We start from the raw sequence: 17,635 nt of genomic DNA, 5'->3' as shown, positions 1-17,635 counted from the left end.
CCAAGCCTGTTCCGACGATAACCATCAGCCCGCTGTGCGTTTTCCGTTTCGTCCTTTTATAGGCTGCTTTTTATTTACAGGCTCAGGTTCATGCCCGAATACGTCAATTGGCTCCGCCACGCGTCTCCCTATATCAACGCTCACCGTGACTGTACCTTCGTGGTCATGCTCCCGGGCGACGGCGTTGAACACCCCAACTTCGGCAATATCGTCCACGACCTGGTGCTGCTCCACAGCCTGGGGGTTCGCCTGGTGCTGGTGCACGGTTCACGGCCACAGATCGAAGCCCGTCTGGCGGCTCGCGGTCTGGCGCCCCATTACCATCACGGCCTGCGGATTACCGACGCGGCGACCCTGGAGTGCGTGATCGACGCCGTGGGCCAGTTGCGCATTGCCATCGAGGCGCGTCTGTCCATGGACATGGCCTCCTCGCCCATGCAGGGCTCGCGGTTGCGGGTCGCCAGCGGCAACCTGGTGACGGCCCGTCCGATCGGCGTGCTGGAAGGTGTCGACTACCACCACACCGGTGAAGTGCGTCGGGTCGATCGCAAGGGCATCAATCGCCTGCTGGACGAGCGCTCCATCGTGCTGCTGTCGCCTTTGGGGTATTCGCCCACTGGCGAGACCTTCAACCTGGCTTGCGAGGACGTGGCCACTCGCGCCGCCATCGATCTGGGGGCCGACAAGCTGCTGCTGTTCGGTGCCGACCCGGGGCTGCTGGATGAAAACGGCAAGCTGGTGCGCGAGTTGCGCCCGCAACAGGTTCCGGCGCACTTGCAGCGCCTGGGCAGCAATTACCAGGCCGAACTGCTGGATGCCGCTGCCGAGGCCTGTCGTGGGGGGGTGGGACGTAGCCACATCGTCAGTTATGCCGAAGATGGCGCCCTGCTGACGGAACTCTTTACCCGTGATGGCGGCGGCACCCTGGTGGCCCAGGAGCAATTCGAGCGGGTGCGCGAGGCGGCGATTGAAGATGTCGGTGGTTTGTTGGATCTGATCAGCCCACTGGAAGAACAGGGCATCCTGGTACGGCGCTCCCGGGAGGTGCTGGAGCGTGAGATCGAACAGTTCAGCGTGGTCGAGCGCGAGGGCATGATCATTGCCTGCGCTGCCTTGTACCAGATTGCCGACTCCGACGCCGGCGAGCTGGCCTGCCTTGCGGTGAACCCGGAGTATCGTCATGGCAAGCGCGGTGATGAACTGTTGGAAAGGATTGAAACCCGGGCCCGGGCTCAAGGGCTGAAGACCTTGTTCGTCCTCACTACCCGCACCGCCCACTGGTTTCGCGAGCGGGGTTTTGTGCCCAGCAGCGTCGAACGTCTGCCGTCGGCCAGGGCCTCGCTGTACAACTACCAGCGCAATTCGAAGATCTTCGAAAAGGCCCTCTGAGTCTATTTCTCGTTCTGCAATACACAACGCCTCGACCCCAGGATCGAGGCGTTGTCGTTTTCTGCACATGTCAGAAAAATTTCATTTCGACACAAAAACTGTAACAAATTGACGGGAGGATAGGCTCTTAGCCATGATGCGTCGCTTTTTTGATCCTCCATGACGTTTTACGCCTCTGGCGCGGGGGGACCTTGAAGAGCTGAATCGGGGAACAATTTTCAGAAATAAGCTTGCGAGTGCCTAGGCCGGGACTCTCGGCTTTACAGTGGCTAGCGTTATTCCTGAAAAGTATGAAAAAGGACTAAACAATTCTTTTTGGGTTTATGAGTAATTCATTACCCTGCATGGACCAAATCACTGCGATTAGACCATGGTCGTAGACATAGATAGTTACGATTGACTTGTCGGTCACGGTCTGGCGCTAATCGCGCATCTGTGGCACCCGGGCGTTCGATCTGGGGCCAGGAACCACAAGAATTAGAAACGAGAGGAGCGAAACATGAACAAGTCCACCTTGGCCCTGGCTGTGGCCGTAGGGGTTTTGGCGCAGCAGGCAGGCGCCGCCGGTTTCATCGAAGACAGCAAGGCTACCTTGGGGCTGCGCAACTTCTACATCAATACCGATAACCGCGATGGCGATGCCAAAGCTGCGGGCGCTCAGAGTAAGCAGGAAGAGTGGGGCCAAGGCTTCCAACTCAACTTCACTTCCGGTTACACCGAAGGCACCGTCGGTTTCGGTCTGGATGCAATCGGCTTGCTGGGCATCAAGCTGGACTCGGGCGGCGGTACTAACGGCGCCACCTCCACTTCCTATGGCGGCACCGTCTTCCCAAGCAAGTCTAATGGCGAAGCCGTTGATAACTATTCCAGCCTGGGCCTGACTGCCAAAGCCAAGGTCTCGCAGACCGAACTGAAGCTGGGCACCCTGCAGCCAAAACTGCCGGTTATCGTGACCAACGATGGTCGCATGCTGCCGCAAACCTTCCAGGGCGGCCAGATCACTACCAACGAGATCAAGGATTTGACTCTGGTCGGTGGCCAGATCGAGCACGCCAAAGGTCGTAACTCCAGCAACAACGAAGAGTTGTCCATTGCTGGCGCCAATGCTCACACAGCAGCAGGCCGTGATAGCAACAAGTTCATCTACGGTGGCGGTGACTACAAAATCACCAAAGACCTGACGGCTCAGTACTACTACGGCAACCTGCAAGACTTCTACAAACAGCACTTCGTGGGCCTGCTGCACAACTGGGCTATCGGCCCGGGCGTATTGAAGTCTGACCTGCGCTACTTCAACAGCCGTAACGACGGTGCCAATGGCCACGACTCGGCTTACTACACCACCGGTGACTACGGCACTGGCATCACCAAGGGCAAGGTTGATAACCGTCTGCTCAGTGGCTTGTTCCTGTACTCGGTTTCCGGCCACACCTTCGGCGGCGGCTATCAGGTCAGCAACGGTGACAGCGATTTCCCTTGGCTGAACCAGGGTGACGGCTCGTCGGCTTACCTGACCACCGACATGCAGATCCAGAAATTCGCCCGTGCCGGCGAACGCACCTGGCAAGCTCGCTACTCCTACGATTTCGCCAAAGTGGGTCTGCCAGGTCTGACCGCAGGTGTGGTTTACCTGCGTGGCGACAACATCGATACATCCGGCAAGGTGGGGTCTACCACTCCTCAACGTACAGTTTCGGCCACTGGCCGCTCCGAGTGGGAACGCGACCTGACCGTTGCCTACGTGATTCCGGAAGGTCCGTTGAAAAACCTCGGCCTGACCTGGAAGAACGCCATGTGGCGTAACGACATCCCGGGCCAGCGCGATCAGGACGAAAACCGTCTGATCGTCAGCTACTCGATCCCGCTGTTGTAATAGCGTGATAAAGCCTCGCCCGGCGCAATGCCGGGCGAGGTATTGCTTCAAGTCAGGCCCACCCCCGTGAGCCCTTCCTGAATCCCCCTCTTTGTACAGCTACTCAAGGCCTTCTCGAACCTTGTTGAGAAGGGTGGTCTTCGCCTGCGCGCGCGTCCAGTGAAGAGATTTTTAATATTCAATTTGGTTATGAATAAATCGATATTTATTCTTTTTAAATAAACTCCGGTGCAGGCAGAGTAGCTCCATCACGCACTCACAGGAGCAGCACCCCATGAGCCTCAGACTGGGCGACATCGCCCCCGACTTCGAACAGGATTCCAGTGCCGGCAAGATTCGTTTCCACGAGTGGCTGGGCGATAGCTGGGGCGTGCTGTTTTCCCACCCCGCAGACTTCACGCCGGTGTGCACCACCGAGCTGGGTTTCACCGCCAAGCTCAAGGACGAGTTCGCTCAGCGCGGAGTCAAAGCCATTGCCCTGTCGGTGGACCCGGTGGATTCCCATCACCGCTGGATCGAAGACATCAACGAAACCCAGCACACCATCGTCAATTTTCCGATCCTGGCGGACGCCGATCGCAAAGTGTCGGACCTCTATGACCTGATTCATCCCAATGCCAGCGACACGCTGACCGTGCGTTCGCTGTTCGTCATCGACCCGAACAAGAAGATTCGCCTGACCATCACCTATCCCGCCAGCACTGGGCGCAACTTCCACGAAATTCTCCGGGTGATTGACTCGTTGCAACTCACCGACAACTACAAAGTGGCCACTCCGGCCAACTGGCAGGACGGTGACGAGGTGGTGATAGTGCCCTCGCTCAAGGACGAGGAAGAGATCAAACGCCGCTTTCCCAGAGGTTATCGCGCAGTGAAGCCTTACCTGCGCCTGACGCCGCAGCCCAATCGCTGACCCACTCACCGCTGTAGGAGCCGGCTTGCCAGCGAAGGCGGTAGTGAGGCCGGTGCAAGTCTTGCGGACCCTTTCGCGGGCAAGCCCGTTCCTACGCAGAACGCCGAGGTAACAGAACCACAAAGCAGGGGTTTTAAGGCCGTTTCGACGGCCTATTTTTTTGCCTGAAAATCATCGTTCCTTATATTCATTTAAGGAATAAACAAATGAATAAATAAGATTTATGGATATAAAAATAGGCTGTTAAGGTCTGTTCAGTCCGGCGAGATCGCATCCCGCGAATCGCTTTATCTTGTTCAAGGAATCCCCTGCATGCTGGTGGTCTCTCTCGGTGGCAGTCCCAGCCAACGCTCCCGTTCCGGGGTGCTGCTGGAGTTGGCCAAGCGCTGGTTGCAGCAGCAAGGTGTGGAAGTGGTCAGTTACCAGGTGCGGGACTTCCCGGCCGAAGATCTGCTTCACGCTCGCTTTGACAGCGCCATGGTCATCAACCTGCTGCAACACATTGAACAGGCCGACGGCCTGCTGATCGCCACACCGGTGTACAAGGCGTCGTTTTCCGGGGCGCTGAAAACCCTGCTCGATCTGCTGCCGGAACGCGCACTGAGCCACAAGGTGGTGCTGCCCATGGCCACGGGCGGCAGCATCGCCCACATGCTGGCGGTGGATTACGCCCTCAAGCCTGTGCTCTCGGCACTCAAGGCCCAGGAAATGCTCCAGGGCATCTTTGCCGAGGACAGCCAGATCGCTTATGGCGAAGGCAGTGTGCAGCCGCAGCTGGCCGAGGCTCTGGAGCTGCGTTTGAAAGAGGCTCTGGAGCAGTTTCACAGCGCCATGGCCCGTCGCCCCAAACCGCTGGACCCGCATGTATTGAATGAACGCCTGTTGAGTGCTCGCTGGAGCATTTGAGCCACACCCCTGATTTGAAGTACTGGCCTTACTCGCCCGCCAACGGGCAAGCAGGTGCAGCCACAACCCCACAGCAAAAAGGAGAGCGCCATGCGCCCTGTCATTTTGCGTCGCGGTCTGGTCGCTCTGTTTGCTGCGGCTGTGTCCTTCGGCGCCATTGTTCAAGCTCAAGCCGAGACCTTGCGTATCGGTTATCAGAAATACGGCACCCTGGTGCTGCTCAAGGCCAAGGGCACCCTGGAAAAGCGCCTGGCGCAGCAGGGCGTGGATGTGAAGTGGACCGAGTTTCCTGGTGGTCCGCAGTTGCTGGAAGGGCTGAACGTCGGTTCCATCGACTTCGGCGTAACCGGCGAAACCCCGCCGGTGTTCGCCCAGGCCGCCGGTGCCGACCTGCTCTACGTGGCCTACGAACCACCGGCGCCCCATAGCGAAGCCATCCTGGTGCCCAAGGACTCGCCGATCAAGTCGGTGCAGGACCTCAAGGGCAAGAAAGTGGTGCTGAACAAGGGCTCCAACGTTCATTACCTGCTGGTCCGCGCCCTGGAAGATGCCGGCCTCAAGTACAGCGATATCCAGGCCGTGTTCCTGCCTCCGGCCGATGCCCGAGCGGCGTTCGAGCGTGGCAGCGTCGACGCCTGGGTGATCTGGGACCCCTACCAGGCGGCAGCCGAGCAGCAACTGCAGGCACGCACGCTGCGTGACGGCAGTGGCATCGTCGACAACCACCAGTTCTACCTGGCGACCAAGCCCTACGCACAGCAGCACCCCGAGGTGATCAAGACCCTGGTGGAAGAAGTGCGGGCCGTGGGCGAGTGGTCCAAGGCCAACCCGCAGGAGGTCACCCAGCAAGTGGCGCCGTTGCTGGGCCTGTCTACCGACATCACCCTGACCTCGGTGAAACGCCAGGGCTACGGTGCGGCCTTCCTCACACCGGAAGTGATCACCGCGCAACAGAAAATCGCCGACAGCTTCTATCAGCTCAAGCTGATTCCCAAGCCGCTGAGCATCAAAGACGTGATCTGGACGCCCCCTGCCGCCGTGGCCAAAGCGCCGTAAATCGACCCCTTAGGAGACAACTCCATGAGCCTCAACATCTTCTGGTTTCTGCCCACCCACGGCGACGGCCATTACCTTGGCACCGCCGAAGGCGCTCGCGCCGTGGATCATGCTTACCTGCAGCAGATCGCCCAGGCCGCCGACCGTCTGGGGTTTGGCGGGGTGCTGATCCCCACCGGGCGCTCCTGCGAGGATTCCTGGTTGGTGGCGGCGTCGCTGATTCCGGTGACCCAGCGTCTGAAGTTCCTGGTCGCCCTGCGCCCCGGGATCATTTCCCCGACGGTGGCGGCGCGTCAGGCGGCAACCCTGGATCGCTTGTCCGGTGGCCGGGCGCTGTTCAACCTGGTGACCGGGGGGGATCCGGACGAGCTGGCCGGCGATGGCCTGTTTCTCGACCATGAAGAGCGTTATCAGGCTTCCGTGGAGTTCACCCGTATCTGGCGCCGGGTGCTGGAGGGCGAAACCGTGGATTACGACGGCCAGCACATCAGCGTGAAGGGCGCCAAGCTGCTCTATCCACCGCTGCAGCAACCGCGCCCGCCGCTGTATTTCGGTGGATCTTCGGAAGCCGCCCAGGACCTGGCCGCCGAGCAGGTGGACATGGTCCTGACCTGGGGCGAGCCGCCGGCCGCCGTGGCCGAGAAGATCCAGCAGGTGCGGGACAAGGCAGCCAGGCTCGGGCGCACTGTGCGTTTCGGCATCCGCCTGCATGTGATTGTGCGGGAAACCAATGCCGAGGCCTGGCAGGCCGCCGAGCGCCTTATTTCCCATCTGGACGACGACACAATCGCCCGGGCCCAGGCGTCCCTGGCACGTTTCGATTCTGTGGGCCAGCAGCGCATGGCGGCCTTGCACGGTGGCCGTCGCGACCAACTGGAAGTCAGCCCCAACCTTTGGGCGGGTGTTGGTCTGGTGCGTGGCGGGGCTGGCACCGCCCTGGTGGGCGATGGCCCTACCGTGGCGGCGCGGATGAAAGAGTATGCGGACCTGGGCATCGATACCTTCATCTTCTCCGGTTATCCACACCTGGAAGAGTCCTATCGAGTGGCCGAGTTGCTGTTCCCGCACCTGGATATCGAGCGGCCCAAGCTGCCCGAAGCCGCCGGTTACGTCAGCCCGTTCGGGGAGATGGTCGCCAATGACATCCTTCCCAAAGCCGCGTCCCAGAGCTGAGGTGCGGCCATGAATGGACAACGCATAGTGCATCGGCTGGCGCCCTGGGGGCTGCCGTTGCTGCTGCTCGCGGTGTGGCAACTGTCGGTGTCGGCGGGTTGGCTGTCGACCCGCATCCTGCCGGCTCCCAGTGCGGTGATCGAAGCCGGGATCAGCCTGGTCCGCAGCGGTGATATCTGGACTCACCTGGCCATCAGTGGCTGGCGTGCGGGGCTGGGCTTTGTCATCGGTGGCGGTATCGGCCTGGTGCTGGGCTTTATCACCGGCTTGTCGAAATGGGGTGAGCGCTTGCTGGACAGCTCGGTACAGATGATCCGCAACGTACCGCACTTGGCGCTGATTCCCCTGGTGATTCTGTGGTTCGGCATCGACGAGTCGGCGAAGATTTTCCTGGTGGCGCTGGGCACTCTGTTCCCGATCTACCTCAACACGTACCACGGCATTCGCAACGTCGATCCGGCGCTGGTGGAAATGGCCCGTAGCTACGGCTTGTCGGGGTTTGCGCTGTTTCGCCAAGTGATCCTGCCGGGAGCCTTGCCCTCGATCCTGGTGGGCGTGCGTTTTGCCCTGGGCTTCATGTGGCTGACCCTGATCGTCGCGGAAACCATCTCCGCCAGCTCCGGCATCGGCTATCTGGCCATGAACGCCAGGGAGTTCCTGCAGACCGATGTGGTGGTGCTGGCCATCGTCATGTATGCGCTGCTCGGCAAGCTTGCAGACCTTGCGGCTCGGGGCCTGGAACGGGTCTGGCTGCGCTGGCATCCGGCCTATCAAGTGGCCAGGGGAGATGCCCAATGACGGCTCAACAACCTCCACGGCTGCTGCGGGGCATTCCCCTGGCCGTGCGCAAATTGCAAAAGACCTTTGGGGCGCGGCAGGTGCTGCGGGAAATCGATCTGCACATTCCTGCCGGTCAGTTCGTGGCTGTGGTGGGCCGCAGCGGTTGCGGCAAAAGCACCTTGCTGCGCCTGCTGGCCGGTCTCGACCAGCCTTCGGGCGGTGAGTTGCTGGCCGGTTCTGCGCCCTTGAGCGCAGCCATCGAAGACACCCGGCTGATGTTCCAAGAGGCGCGTTTGCTGCCCTGGAAGAAAGTCATCGACAACGTTGGGCTCGGTCTCAAGGGCAACTGGCGGCCCCAGGCCCTGGAAGCCCTTGAGGCGGTGGGCCTGGCGGATCGCGCCCATGAATGGCCGGCGGCGCTGTCAGGTGGCCAGAAGCAGCGGGTGGCCTTGGCGCGAGCCCTGATTCACCAGCCGCGACTGTTGCTGCTGGACGAGCCGCTGGGAGCACTGGATGCCTTGACCCGGATCGAGATGCAGCAGTTGATCGAACGTTTATGGCAGCAACATGGCTTCACCGTATTGCTGGTGACCCACGATGTCAGCGAAGCCGTGGCAATTGCCGATCGGGTGATCCTGATCGAGGACGGCGAGGTGGGCCTTGACCTGCATGTCGAGCTGCCACGCCCGCGGGTGCGCGGTTCCCATCGCCTGGCGGCCCTGGAAACCGAAGTCCTCAATCGCGTGCTGTCACTGCCAGGCTCACCGCCGGAGCCGGAACCCGTTTCACCCTTGCCCACGCAGTTGCGCTGGGCTCTTTAAAACAGCGACTCATATTCGACCCCAGGAGAAATACCATGACCATTAAAGCCATCAACGTACGCAATCAGTTCAAAGGCACCATCAAGGAAATCGTCGAAGGTGATGTGCTGTCGGAAATCGATGTGCAGACGGCTTCCGGGATTGTCACTTCGGTGATCACCACCCGCTCGGTCAAGGAGCTGGAACTGTCCATCGGCAGCGAGGTGATTGCCTTCGTGAAATCCACCGAGGTGTCGATCGCCAAGTTGTGAGCGATGCAGTGCAACAGCCCCGAAGGGTGCGAGTCCTTCGGGGCTTTTTTCATGGACGCTGTAAATAACGGTCAGATTTGATACTTTCCCTGCTTTCGGCAAGGCCTGAACAGTACAAACATGACAACAGAGCAGGGTCCAAACGTAGGGTATCTGGAGTTTGATCGCGATCGCTGGTCAGCTCTGCGGGCCGCAGAACCCATGAGTCTGTCACCGTCCGAGATGGAGACGCTGACCAGTCCGACCCAGCCCATGGCGCCCGAGGAGGTGAGGCAGATCCTGCTCCCGCTGTCGCGCCTGCTGCATTTGCATGCGGCCCAGGTACAGTCACTCAAGGCCCCCCAGGCAGGTTTCAAGGCGCCTTATGTCATAGGTGTTTCCGGCAGTGTCGCGGTGGGCAAAAGCAGTTTTGCCAGGGTCCTGGCGGCCCTTCTGGCCTATTGGCCGGACAAGCCCAATGTGCATCTGGTGACTACGGACTCATTTCTTTTCCCCCTGGCGACCCTTCAGGAAAAAAATATCCTGCACCGCAAGGGATTTCCCGAGTCCTACGATGAGCCGTTGTTCGTGGATTTTCTGCAGTCGGTGTGCAGGAAGGGCGAGCCGGTGAAGATCCCCATCTACTCCCACGTCCGCTACGACATCCTGGCCGATGAGGCGCAGTCGGTGGAGGCTCCGGACATCATCATCCTCGAAGGCCTCAATGTGTTGCAGGGGGAGCAGGGGCAAGGTCTGAACTCCCTGGATTTCATCGACTTCTCCATTTACGTCGATGCGTCCGAGGAGGCGATCAAAGCCTGGTACCTGGAGCGCTTTGTCTACTTGAAGAACACCGCTTTCCAGGCGGCAGATTCCTATTTCAACAAGTACAAGGGGCTTTCGGACCTTGATGCCTTGTCGGTGGCGTCCGATACCTGGGACCGGGTCAATCTGAAGAATCTCGTCGAAAACATCCTGCCGACCCGGGAACGGGCGAACCTGATCATTCACAAATCAGCGGATCACAGCATCGACAGGTTGCTGCTGCGGCAGGTGTGAGCGCTCAGAGCGGCGTTGGGCGCTTGGGCAGGTAGGGCGGCAAGTAAAGGCTCAGGTAGGCATCGAAGACCCGCATGCCTTCCTCCGCCATGCGCGGGGTGATCTGCCCGTGCTGCTGCACCGATCGCGCGTACACCCGGTCTCCCAGCTCCATGGCCAGGGCGAATACATCCACATCCTGGGGCAGGGTCGGCAGCTCGAAGTGGTGATTGAACAGCTTGTGCATCAGGTCACCCAGCTCGATATCGTGCTGACGATCGGCCTGGGTGACTTCCGTCAAACCGTGCTGGGCAAGGATCAACTGGCGGGCCGCCGCATCCTCGCCGTAGATGTCGAGCATGCGTTGTTCGACCAGGCGTGACAGGTCCCGCCAACTGTCGAGCCGGTCGTGGTCGATGGGCGCTTGCAGGCAGGCGCGAAACGCCGCGTGAACATCGGCGGTCAGTGCTTCCAGCAGGGCCGGGACACTGGCGAAGAAGTGATAGACCGAGGACGGTGGAATCTGCGCCCGTTCGGCCACGCTGTAGATCGACAGGCTGGCCACACCCTCGCTGGCTAGCAGGGTCCGGGCGGCGTCGAGTATCGAGTCGATCCGGGCCTGGCTGCGTGCACGGGGTTTGCGAAGAGGGGCGGTGCGCGTCATCGGTGTCTCCTACTGGGCAGCGGGCATTGTACGCGAGAGCGTCAGAATTCCTGTATCCGCCGGCCATGGATCAGTGGCACAAAAAAACGCCGCGGGGCTGTCAGCTCCGCGGCGTTGTTTTTTTGCAACAACCGCTTAAACGGTGTGCAGGTACCAGTTGTACTCGAGGTCGGAGATGGAGTGTTCGAACTCTTCCAGCTCGCTCTCTTTGCAGGCCACGAAGATATCGATGTACTTCGGATCGATGTACTTGGCCATTACCTCACTGTCGTCCAGCTCGCGGAGGGCATCGCGCAAGTTGTTCGGCAGGCTCTGCTCGTTCTGCTCGTAGCTGTTGCCTTCGGTCGGCGCCGGTGGCTCGATCTTGTTGGTCAGGCCGTGGTGCACGCCCGCCAGGACCGAGGCCATCAACAAGTACGGGTTGGCGTCGGCGCCAGCGACCCGGTGTTCCAGGCGCACGGCATCGGCCGAACCGGTCGGCACCCGCAGGGCCACGGTACGGTTGTCCAGGCCCCAGCTCGGCGAGTTCGGCACATAGAACTGTGCGCCGAAACGACGGTAGGAGTTGACGTTCGGGCAGAGGAAGGCCATCTGCGCCGGCAGGGTCTCGAGCACACCGCCGATCGCGTGACGCAGTGCGGCGTTCTGCTCGGGATCCTCGCTGGCAAAGATGTTCTTGCCATCTTTATCCAGAACCGAAATGTGGACGTGCAGACCGTTGCCCGCCTGGCCTGGGTAAGGCTTGGCCATGAAGGTGGTATCCATCTCATGGTCGTAGGCGATGTTCTTGATCAGGCGCTTGAGCAGTACCGCGTAGTCGCATGCCTTGATCGGGTCGGCCACGTGGTGCAGGTTGACTTCGAATTGTGCCGGGGCACTTTCCTTGACGATGGCGTCGGCCGGGATGCCTTGTTCCTTGGCACCTTCCAGAATGTCCTGGAGGCAGTCGACGTATTCGTCGAGATCGTCGATCAGGTAGACCTGGGTGGAGTGCGGGCGTTTGCCGGAGATCGGCGAACGTGGCGGTTGTGGACGGCCGTTCACGTTCTCCTGGTCGATCAGGTAGAACTCCAGTTCGAAGGCGGCGCAGATGGTCAGTCCCAGTTCGTCGAACTTGGCCACGACCTGGCGCAGTACTTCTCGTGGATCGGCGAAGAACGGATCGCCTTCAAGCTCGTGCATGGTCATCAGCAGTTGCGCGGTAGGACGCTTCTGCCAGGGCTCGTTGCACAGGGTATCGGGGATTGGATAGCAGATTCGGTCAGCATCGCCGATGTCCAGGCCCAGGCCGGTGCTTTCCACCGTAGAGCCATTGATATCCAGGGCAAATAGGGAGGCCGGCAGGTTGATGCCTTTCTCGTAAACCTTGTGGAGGCTGGTGCGTTCGATGCGCTTGCCGCGCACCACACCATTCATATCCGCAATCAGAAGGTCAACGTACAGAACCTCAGGATGTTCCTTAAGGAACGCGTTCGCTTCGTTGAGCTGAACGGCACGCGGGGGTACCGACATGATGCAACACCTTTGTTGTTAAAAATATCAATCATTGATCTTTTCTGGTTTCAGTCAACCCGAACGGCATGCCGAAGTCAAGTAAGGCTCTTTACGCCCTAATAAAGGGCTGGCGAGGCTCTTTTGGGGCAAAACAGGGCGTTTTTTGGGACTCGACTGCCTCGGGTAGCGCAGACTTGAGCGGGCCGTGTTGTATTTTTTACGGGGGTGTTGTGTAAAAAAATGAACAAGGCTAAGCTCGAATCAAACCCATAACAGCAATAATACCGGGGTGTTTCATGTCTCGCCTGCCGTTAATCGGCATCACCGCCTGCTCCAGGCAGATCGGTCTGCATGCCTATCACATCAGTGGCGACGAGTATGTACAGGCAGTAGCCAGCGCAGCCCAGGGCGTGCCGGTGATTCTTCCGTCCATGGCGCAGTTGCTTTCCCCGTCCGATATTCTGGACGGCCTGGACGGCATCCTCTTTACCGGTTCTCCCTCCAATATCGAACCTTTCCATTACCAGGGGCCTGCCAGCGCACCGGACACTGCTCATGATTCTGCACGGGACGCGGCCACTCTGCCGCTGTTGAATGCTGCCGTCGAGGCGGGTGTTCCAGTGCTGGGCATCTGTCGCGGATTCCAGGAAATGAATGTAGCCCTGGGCGGCAGCCTTCATCAGAACGTGCATGACGTGCAGCCGTTCATGGACCACCGCCATGATGACGAGCCTGGTCAACCCTTGGATGCCTGGTACGCGCCTGCCCATGATTTGCACGTCCAGGCGGGTGGGGTCCTGGCGAATCTGGGCCTGCCGCAGAAGATTCAAGTCAACTCGATTCATGCTCAAGGCGTTGAACGTCTGGCGCCGGGCCTGCGGGTCGAGGCGCTGGCGCCTGACGGTCTGGTGGAGGCCATCTCGGTCGAGGGAGGCAAGGCATTTGCTTTGGGGGTGCAATGGCACCCCGAATGGCAGGTAAGCTGCAATCCTCACTATCTGGCCATCTTCCAGGCTTTTGGTGATGCCTGCCGCAAACGGGCAAAACAACGCGACGCCGAAGCGTCACACAACGCCTGACTTAATAGAGAGTCAGGAAACTCAGCCTAGAGGCATTTATGAGTAACAACCTCGACCAGCTCACCGATTGGTTGAAAGACCACAAGATCACAGAAGTCGAATGCATGATCGGCGACTTGACCGGTATCACCCGGGGCAAGATCTCGCCGACCAACAAGTTCATTGCCGAAAAAGGCATGCGCCTGCCCGAGAGCGTGCTGTTGCAGACCGTGACCGGCGACTATGTCGAAGACGACATCTATTACGAGTTGCTGGACCCGGCGGACATCGACATGATTTGCCGCCCCGACCAGAACGCGGTGTACCTCGTGCCCTGGGCCATCGAACCCACTGCCCAGGTGATCCACGACACCTATGACAAGCAGGGCAACCCCATCGAGCTGTCGCCACGCAACGTCTTGAAGAAGGTGCTCAAGCTCTACGCTGACCACGGCTGGCAGCCCATCGTGGCGCCGGAGATGGAGTTCTACCTGACCAAGCGCAGTGACGACCCGGACTACCCGCTGCAGCCGCCTATCGGCCGTTCCGGCCGCCCTGAAACCGGTCGTCAGTCGTTCTCCATCGAAGCGGCCAACGAATTCGATCCGCTGTTCGAAGATGTCTACGACTGGTGCGAACTGCAGGAGCTGGATCTGGACACCCTGATCCATGAAGACGGCACGGCGCAGATGGAGATCAACTTCCGTCACGGCGACGCCCTGTCCCTGGCCGACCAGATCCTGGTGTTCAAGCGCACCATGCGCGAGGCGGCCCTCAAGCACGACGTGGCGGCCACCTTCATGGCCAAGCCCATGACCGGCGAGCCTGGTAGCGCCATGCATTTGCACCAGAGCATCATCGACATCAACACCGGCAAGAACGTCTTCTCCAACGAAGACGGAACCATGAGCCAGCTGTTCCTCAACCACATTGGCGGGCTGCAGAAGTTCATCCCCGAGTTGCTGCCGCTGTTCGCTCCCAACGTCAACTCGTTCCGCCGCTTCCTGCCCGATACCTCGGCGCCGGTAAACGTCGAGTGGGGCGAAGAGAACCGCACTGTGGGCCTGCGGGTGCCGGATGCCGGACCGCAGAACCGTCGGGTGGAAAACCGCCTGCCGGGCGCCGACGCCAACCCTTACCTGGCCATTGCTGCCAGCCTGCTGTGCGGCTTCATCGGCATGGTCGAAGGCCACAACCCGAGCGCGCCAGTGGTCGGTCGTGGTTATGAACGACGCAACCTGCGCCTGCCGTTGACCATCGAGGACGCCCTGGAGCGTATGGAAAACAGCAAGACCATCGAGAAGTACCTGGGCCAGAAGTTCATCACCGGCTATGTCGCGGTGAAGCGGGCCGAGCATGAAAACTTCAAGCGCGTGATCAGTTCGTGGGAGCGGGAATTCCTGCTGTTCGCCGTCTGATTCGCCGGGCGCCGCTGCCCCCCAGCGGCGCCTTCACTGACACTTAGGAGAGATTGATGACTCATAAAAACCCGCAAACCCGCGAGTGGCAAACCCTCAGCAGTGATCACCACCTGGCGCCTTTCAGTGACTTCAAGCAATTGAAGGAGAAGGGGCCGCGGATCATCACCCATGCCAAGGGTGTGTACCTCTGGGACAGTGAAGGCAATCAAATTCTCGACGGCATGGCCGGCCTGTGGTGCGTAGCCATCGGCTATGGCCGTGACGAACTGGCGGAAGCCGCCAGCAAGCAAATGCGCGAACTGCCCTATTACAACCTGTTCTTCCAGACCGCCCACCCACCGGTGCTGGAGCTGTCCAAGGCGATCGCCGATATCGCGCCAGAAGGCATGAACCACGTGTTCTTCACCGGTTCCGGCTCCGAAGGCAACGACACCATGCTGCGCATGGTCCGCCATTACTGGGCGATCAAGGGCCAGCCGAACAAGAAGACCATCATCAGCCGGGTCAACGGCTACCACGGCTCCACCGTGGCCGGCGCCAGCCTCGGCGGCATGAAGTACATGCATGAACAGGGCGACCTGCCGATTCCGGGTATCGTTCATATCCCGCAACCGTACTGGTTCGGTGAAGGTGGCGACATGAGCCCCGAAGAGTTCGGTATCTGGGCGGCCAACCAGTTGGAAGAGAAGATCCTGGAACTGGGTGTGGATAACGTCGGGGCCTTTATTGCCGAGCCGATCCAGGGCGCTGGCGGCGTGATCGTGCCGCCGGACAGCTACTGGCCGCGGATCAAGGAAATCCTCGCCAAGTACGACATCCTCTTCGTCGCCGACGAAGTGATCTGTGGCTTCGGCCGCACCGGTGAGTGGTTCGGTAGCGATTTCTACGACCTCAAGCCCGACATGATGACCATCGCCAAGGGCCTGACCTCCGGCTACATCCCCATGGGCGGCCTGATTGTCCGTGACGAAGTGGTGGCGGTGCTCAACGAGGGCGGCGATTTCAACCACGGTTTCACCTACTCCGGCCATCCGGTGGCCGCAGCCGTGGCCCTGGAAAACATCCGCATCATGCGCGATGAAAAAATTATCCAGCGCGCCCATGAAAAAGCGGCACCCTATTTGCAGAAACGTCTGCGTGAGCTGAGTGATCACCCGTTGGTGGGTGAGGTTCGCGGGGTAGGCCTGCTGGGGGCGATCGAGCTGGTCAAGGACAAGGCCACCCGCGCGCGCTATGAAGGCCGCGGCGTGGGCATGATCTGCCGACAGTTCTGCTTCGATAACGGTCTGATCATGCGTGCCGTGGGCGACACCATGATCATTGCGCCACCGCTGGTGATCAGCGAGGCGGAGATCGACGAACTGGTGGCCAAGGCGCGCAAGTGCCTGGACCTGACCTTGAGTGTGCTGCAGAACTGAGTGCTAGGCTTTGAGCGTGGTGCTTGCGGGCACAGCGCTCGAAGCAGATATAAAGGATGGGTCTTTCCTTGAAAGCCGGCCTTGGATCTTGCCAGACTACCCGCCGTTTTGGTTGCCCCGAGATTGGCCGCTGAGCGAGTGGTTAAAAAAGAATAATTGGAGCATTACGCATGAAGGCATTAGGTATGAAGTTAGCTGGCAAGACCCTCCTCGCCATGTCCCTGATGGGCGTGATGGCGGCGGCAGCGCAGGCGGACGATAAAGTACTGCACGTTTACAACTGGTCCGATTACATCGCCCCGGACACCATCAAGAAATTTGAAGCCGAGTCGGGCATCAAAGTGGTCTATGACGTGTTCGACAGCAACGAAACCCTGGAAGCCAAGTTGCTCGCCGGCAAATCCGGTTACGACGTGGTCGTGCCTTCCAACAACTTCCTGGCCAAGCAGATCAAGGCCGGTGTCTATCAGGAACTGGACCAGTCCAAGTTGCCGAACTGGAAGAACCTCAACGAGTCGCTGCTCAAGGCGGTATCGGTGAGCGACCCGGGCAACAAGCACGCCTTCCCTTACATGTGGGGCTCGATCGGCATCGGTTTCAACGCCGAGAAGGTCAAGGCGGTATTGGGTGCCGACGCACCGACCAACTCCTGGGACCTGCTGTTCAAGCCGGAAAACGCCGAGAAGTTGAAGGCTTGTGGCGTCAGTTTCCTCGATTCGCCAACCGAGATGATTCCGGTGGCGCTGCACTACCTGGGCTACCCGACCGACAGTCAGGACAAGAAGCAACTGGCTGAAGCCGAAGCCCTGTTCCTCAAGATCCGTCCTTCGATCGCCTATTTCCACTCGTCCAAGTACATCTCCGACCTGGCTAACGGCAATATCTGCGTCGCCGTGGGTTACTCGGGCGATATCTATCAGGCCAAGGCTCGTGCCGCCGAAGCCGGTGACAAGGTCAAGGTCAGCTACAACATTCCGAAAGAGGGTGCTGGCAGCTTCTACGACATGGTCGCCATCCCTAAAGACGCGGAAAACGTCGACGGCGCCTACAAGTTCATGACCTTCCTGCAAAAGCCTGAAGTCATGGCCGAAATCACCAACGCCGTGCGTTTCCCCAACGGTAACGCGGCTGCAACCCCGTTGGTCGATAAAGACATCACCAGCGACCCGGGCGTTTACCCGCCAGCTGACGTACAGGCCAAGCTGTACGCGATTGCCGACCTGCCGGCCGCGACCCAGCGCATCCTGACCCGCAGCTGGACCAAGATCAAATCCGGCAAATAAGCCAATTTGCAGCACCACCTGTTGCCGTCATCGTGGCGAGGGCGGCAACAGGTAACAATTAAATGACAGAAAGTTTTGCTGGATTGGTTTATCGAGGGTAAGTTGCGCGCCGGTTTTG

The 17,635-nt window shown here is 59.9% G+C and carries 16 protein-coding genes; 14 read left to right on the top strand and 2 right to left on the bottom strand.

What is annotated here, in order from left to right; translation table 11 throughout:
* The first annotated feature begins 90 nt into the window (after positions 1–90).
* The 10 genes from argA to coaA all read left to right on the top strand — a co-directional run bounded on the left by argA (position 91) and on the right by coaA (position 10,200).
* A complete protein-coding gene (argA, locus tag LOY69_RS28815) occupies positions 91–1,389 on the top strand; it encodes an amino-acid N-acetyltransferase (protein WP_102862158.1) in 1,299 nt (432 codons plus the stop codon).
* A gap of 499 nt (positions 1,390–1,888) precedes the next feature.
* Positions 1,889–3,262 carry an OprD family porin gene (locus LOY69_RS28810; protein ID WP_102862157.1) on the top strand — a complete coding sequence of 458 codons (1,374 nt, stop codon included), beginning with the start codon at positions 1,889–1,891 and terminating at the stop codon, positions 3,260–3,262.
* Between the two features lie 274 nt (positions 3,263–3,536).
* Entirely contained in the window at positions 3,537–4,175 is a 639-nt protein-coding gene (locus LOY69_RS28805; RefSeq protein WP_102862156.1) for a peroxiredoxin, read from the top strand.
* Positions 4,176–4,487: 312 nt separating this feature from the next.
* Complete coding sequence (ssuE, locus tag LOY69_RS28800; protein ID WP_102862155.1) at positions 4,488–5,081, top strand: NADPH-dependent FMN reductase; 594 nt, start codon at positions 4,488–4,490, stop codon at positions 5,079–5,081.
* A gap of 90 nt (positions 5,082–5,171) precedes the next feature.
* Positions 5,172–6,137 carry a sulfonate ABC transporter substrate-binding protein gene (locus LOY69_RS28795; protein ID WP_265073903.1) on the top strand — a complete coding sequence of 322 codons (966 nt, stop codon included), beginning with the start codon at positions 5,172–5,174 and terminating at the stop codon, positions 6,135–6,137.
* 24 nt (positions 6,138–6,161) lie between these two features.
* Entirely contained in the window at positions 6,162–7,310 is a 1,149-nt protein-coding gene (gene ssuD / locus LOY69_RS28790) for an FMNH2-dependent alkanesulfonate monooxygenase (protein ID WP_265073902.1), read from the top strand.
* Positions 7,311–7,319: 9 nt separating this feature from the next.
* Complete coding sequence (gene ssuC / locus LOY69_RS28785; protein ID WP_102862152.1) at positions 7,320–8,108, top strand: aliphatic sulfonate ABC transporter permease SsuC; 789 nt, start codon at positions 7,320–7,322, stop codon at positions 8,106–8,108.
* Positions 8,105–8,911, top strand: a complete 807-nt coding sequence (ssuB, locus tag LOY69_RS28780; RefSeq protein WP_102881218.1) for an aliphatic sulfonates ABC transporter ATP-binding protein — start codon at positions 8,105–8,107, stop codon at positions 8,909–8,911. The genes ssuC and ssuB overlap by 4 nt, the downstream gene beginning before the upstream one ends.
* A 35-nt stretch (positions 8,912–8,946) precedes the next feature.
* Positions 8,947–9,162 carry a TOBE domain-containing protein gene (locus LOY69_RS28775; protein ID WP_011064106.1) on the top strand — a complete coding sequence of 72 codons (216 nt, stop codon included), beginning with the start codon at positions 8,947–8,949 and terminating at the stop codon, positions 9,160–9,162.
* Between the two features lie 120 nt (positions 9,163–9,282).
* A complete protein-coding gene (gene coaA / locus LOY69_RS28770) occupies positions 9,283–10,200 on the top strand; it encodes a type I pantothenate kinase (protein WP_265073901.1) in 918 nt (305 codons plus the stop codon).
* A gap of 4 nt (positions 10,201–10,204) precedes the next feature.
* Here coaA and LOY69_RS28765 read toward each other — a convergent pair whose 3' ends face one another.
* Both LOY69_RS28765 and LOY69_RS28760 read right to left on the bottom strand, forming a co-directional pair.
* Entirely contained in the window at positions 10,205–10,843 is a 639-nt protein-coding gene (locus LOY69_RS28765) for a TetR/AcrR family transcriptional regulator (RefSeq protein WP_110594277.1), read from the bottom strand.
* A gap of 135 nt (positions 10,844–10,978) precedes the next feature.
* Positions 10,979–12,355: a glutamine synthetase family protein gene (locus tag LOY69_RS28760; protein WP_085581012.1), complete on the bottom strand. Its 1,377-nt coding sequence runs from the start codon at positions 12,353–12,355 to the stop codon at positions 10,979–10,981.
* 278 nt (positions 12,356–12,633) lie between these two features.
* Between LOY69_RS28760 and LOY69_RS28755 the strand changes: the two genes are divergently transcribed.
* The 4 genes from LOY69_RS28755 (at position 12,634) to LOY69_RS28740 (ending at position 17,517) form a co-directional block, all read left to right on the top strand.
* Positions 12,634–13,416, top strand: a complete 783-nt coding sequence (locus LOY69_RS28755) for a gamma-glutamyl-gamma-aminobutyrate hydrolase family protein (protein WP_102881215.1) — start codon at positions 12,634–12,636, stop codon at positions 13,414–13,416.
* Positions 13,417–13,454: 38 nt separating this feature from the next.
* Entirely contained in the window at positions 13,455–14,813 is a 1,359-nt protein-coding gene (locus LOY69_RS28750; RefSeq protein ID WP_102862147.1) for a glutamine synthetase family protein, read from the top strand.
* Positions 14,814–14,869: 56 nt separating this feature from the next.
* On the top strand, positions 14,870–16,234 hold the full coding sequence (locus tag LOY69_RS28745) for an aspartate aminotransferase family protein (protein WP_102881214.1): 1,365 nt from the start codon (positions 14,870–14,872) through the stop codon (positions 16,232–16,234).
* Positions 16,235–16,419: 185 nt separating this feature from the next.
* Entirely contained in the window at positions 16,420–17,517 is a 1,098-nt protein-coding gene (locus LOY69_RS28740) for a polyamine ABC transporter substrate-binding protein (protein ID WP_102881213.1), read from the top strand.
* Positions 17,518–17,635 lie beyond the last annotated feature (118 nt).

Source organism: Pseudomonas sp. B21-059 (genome assembly GCF_026016285.1).
GTDB classification, from domain to species: domain Bacteria; phylum Pseudomonadota; class Gammaproteobacteria; order Pseudomonadales; family Pseudomonadaceae; genus Aquipseudomonas; species Aquipseudomonas danubii.
Note: the sequence above shows the minus strand (reverse complement) of the source record. Positions and strands in the feature narration are given on the sequence as shown.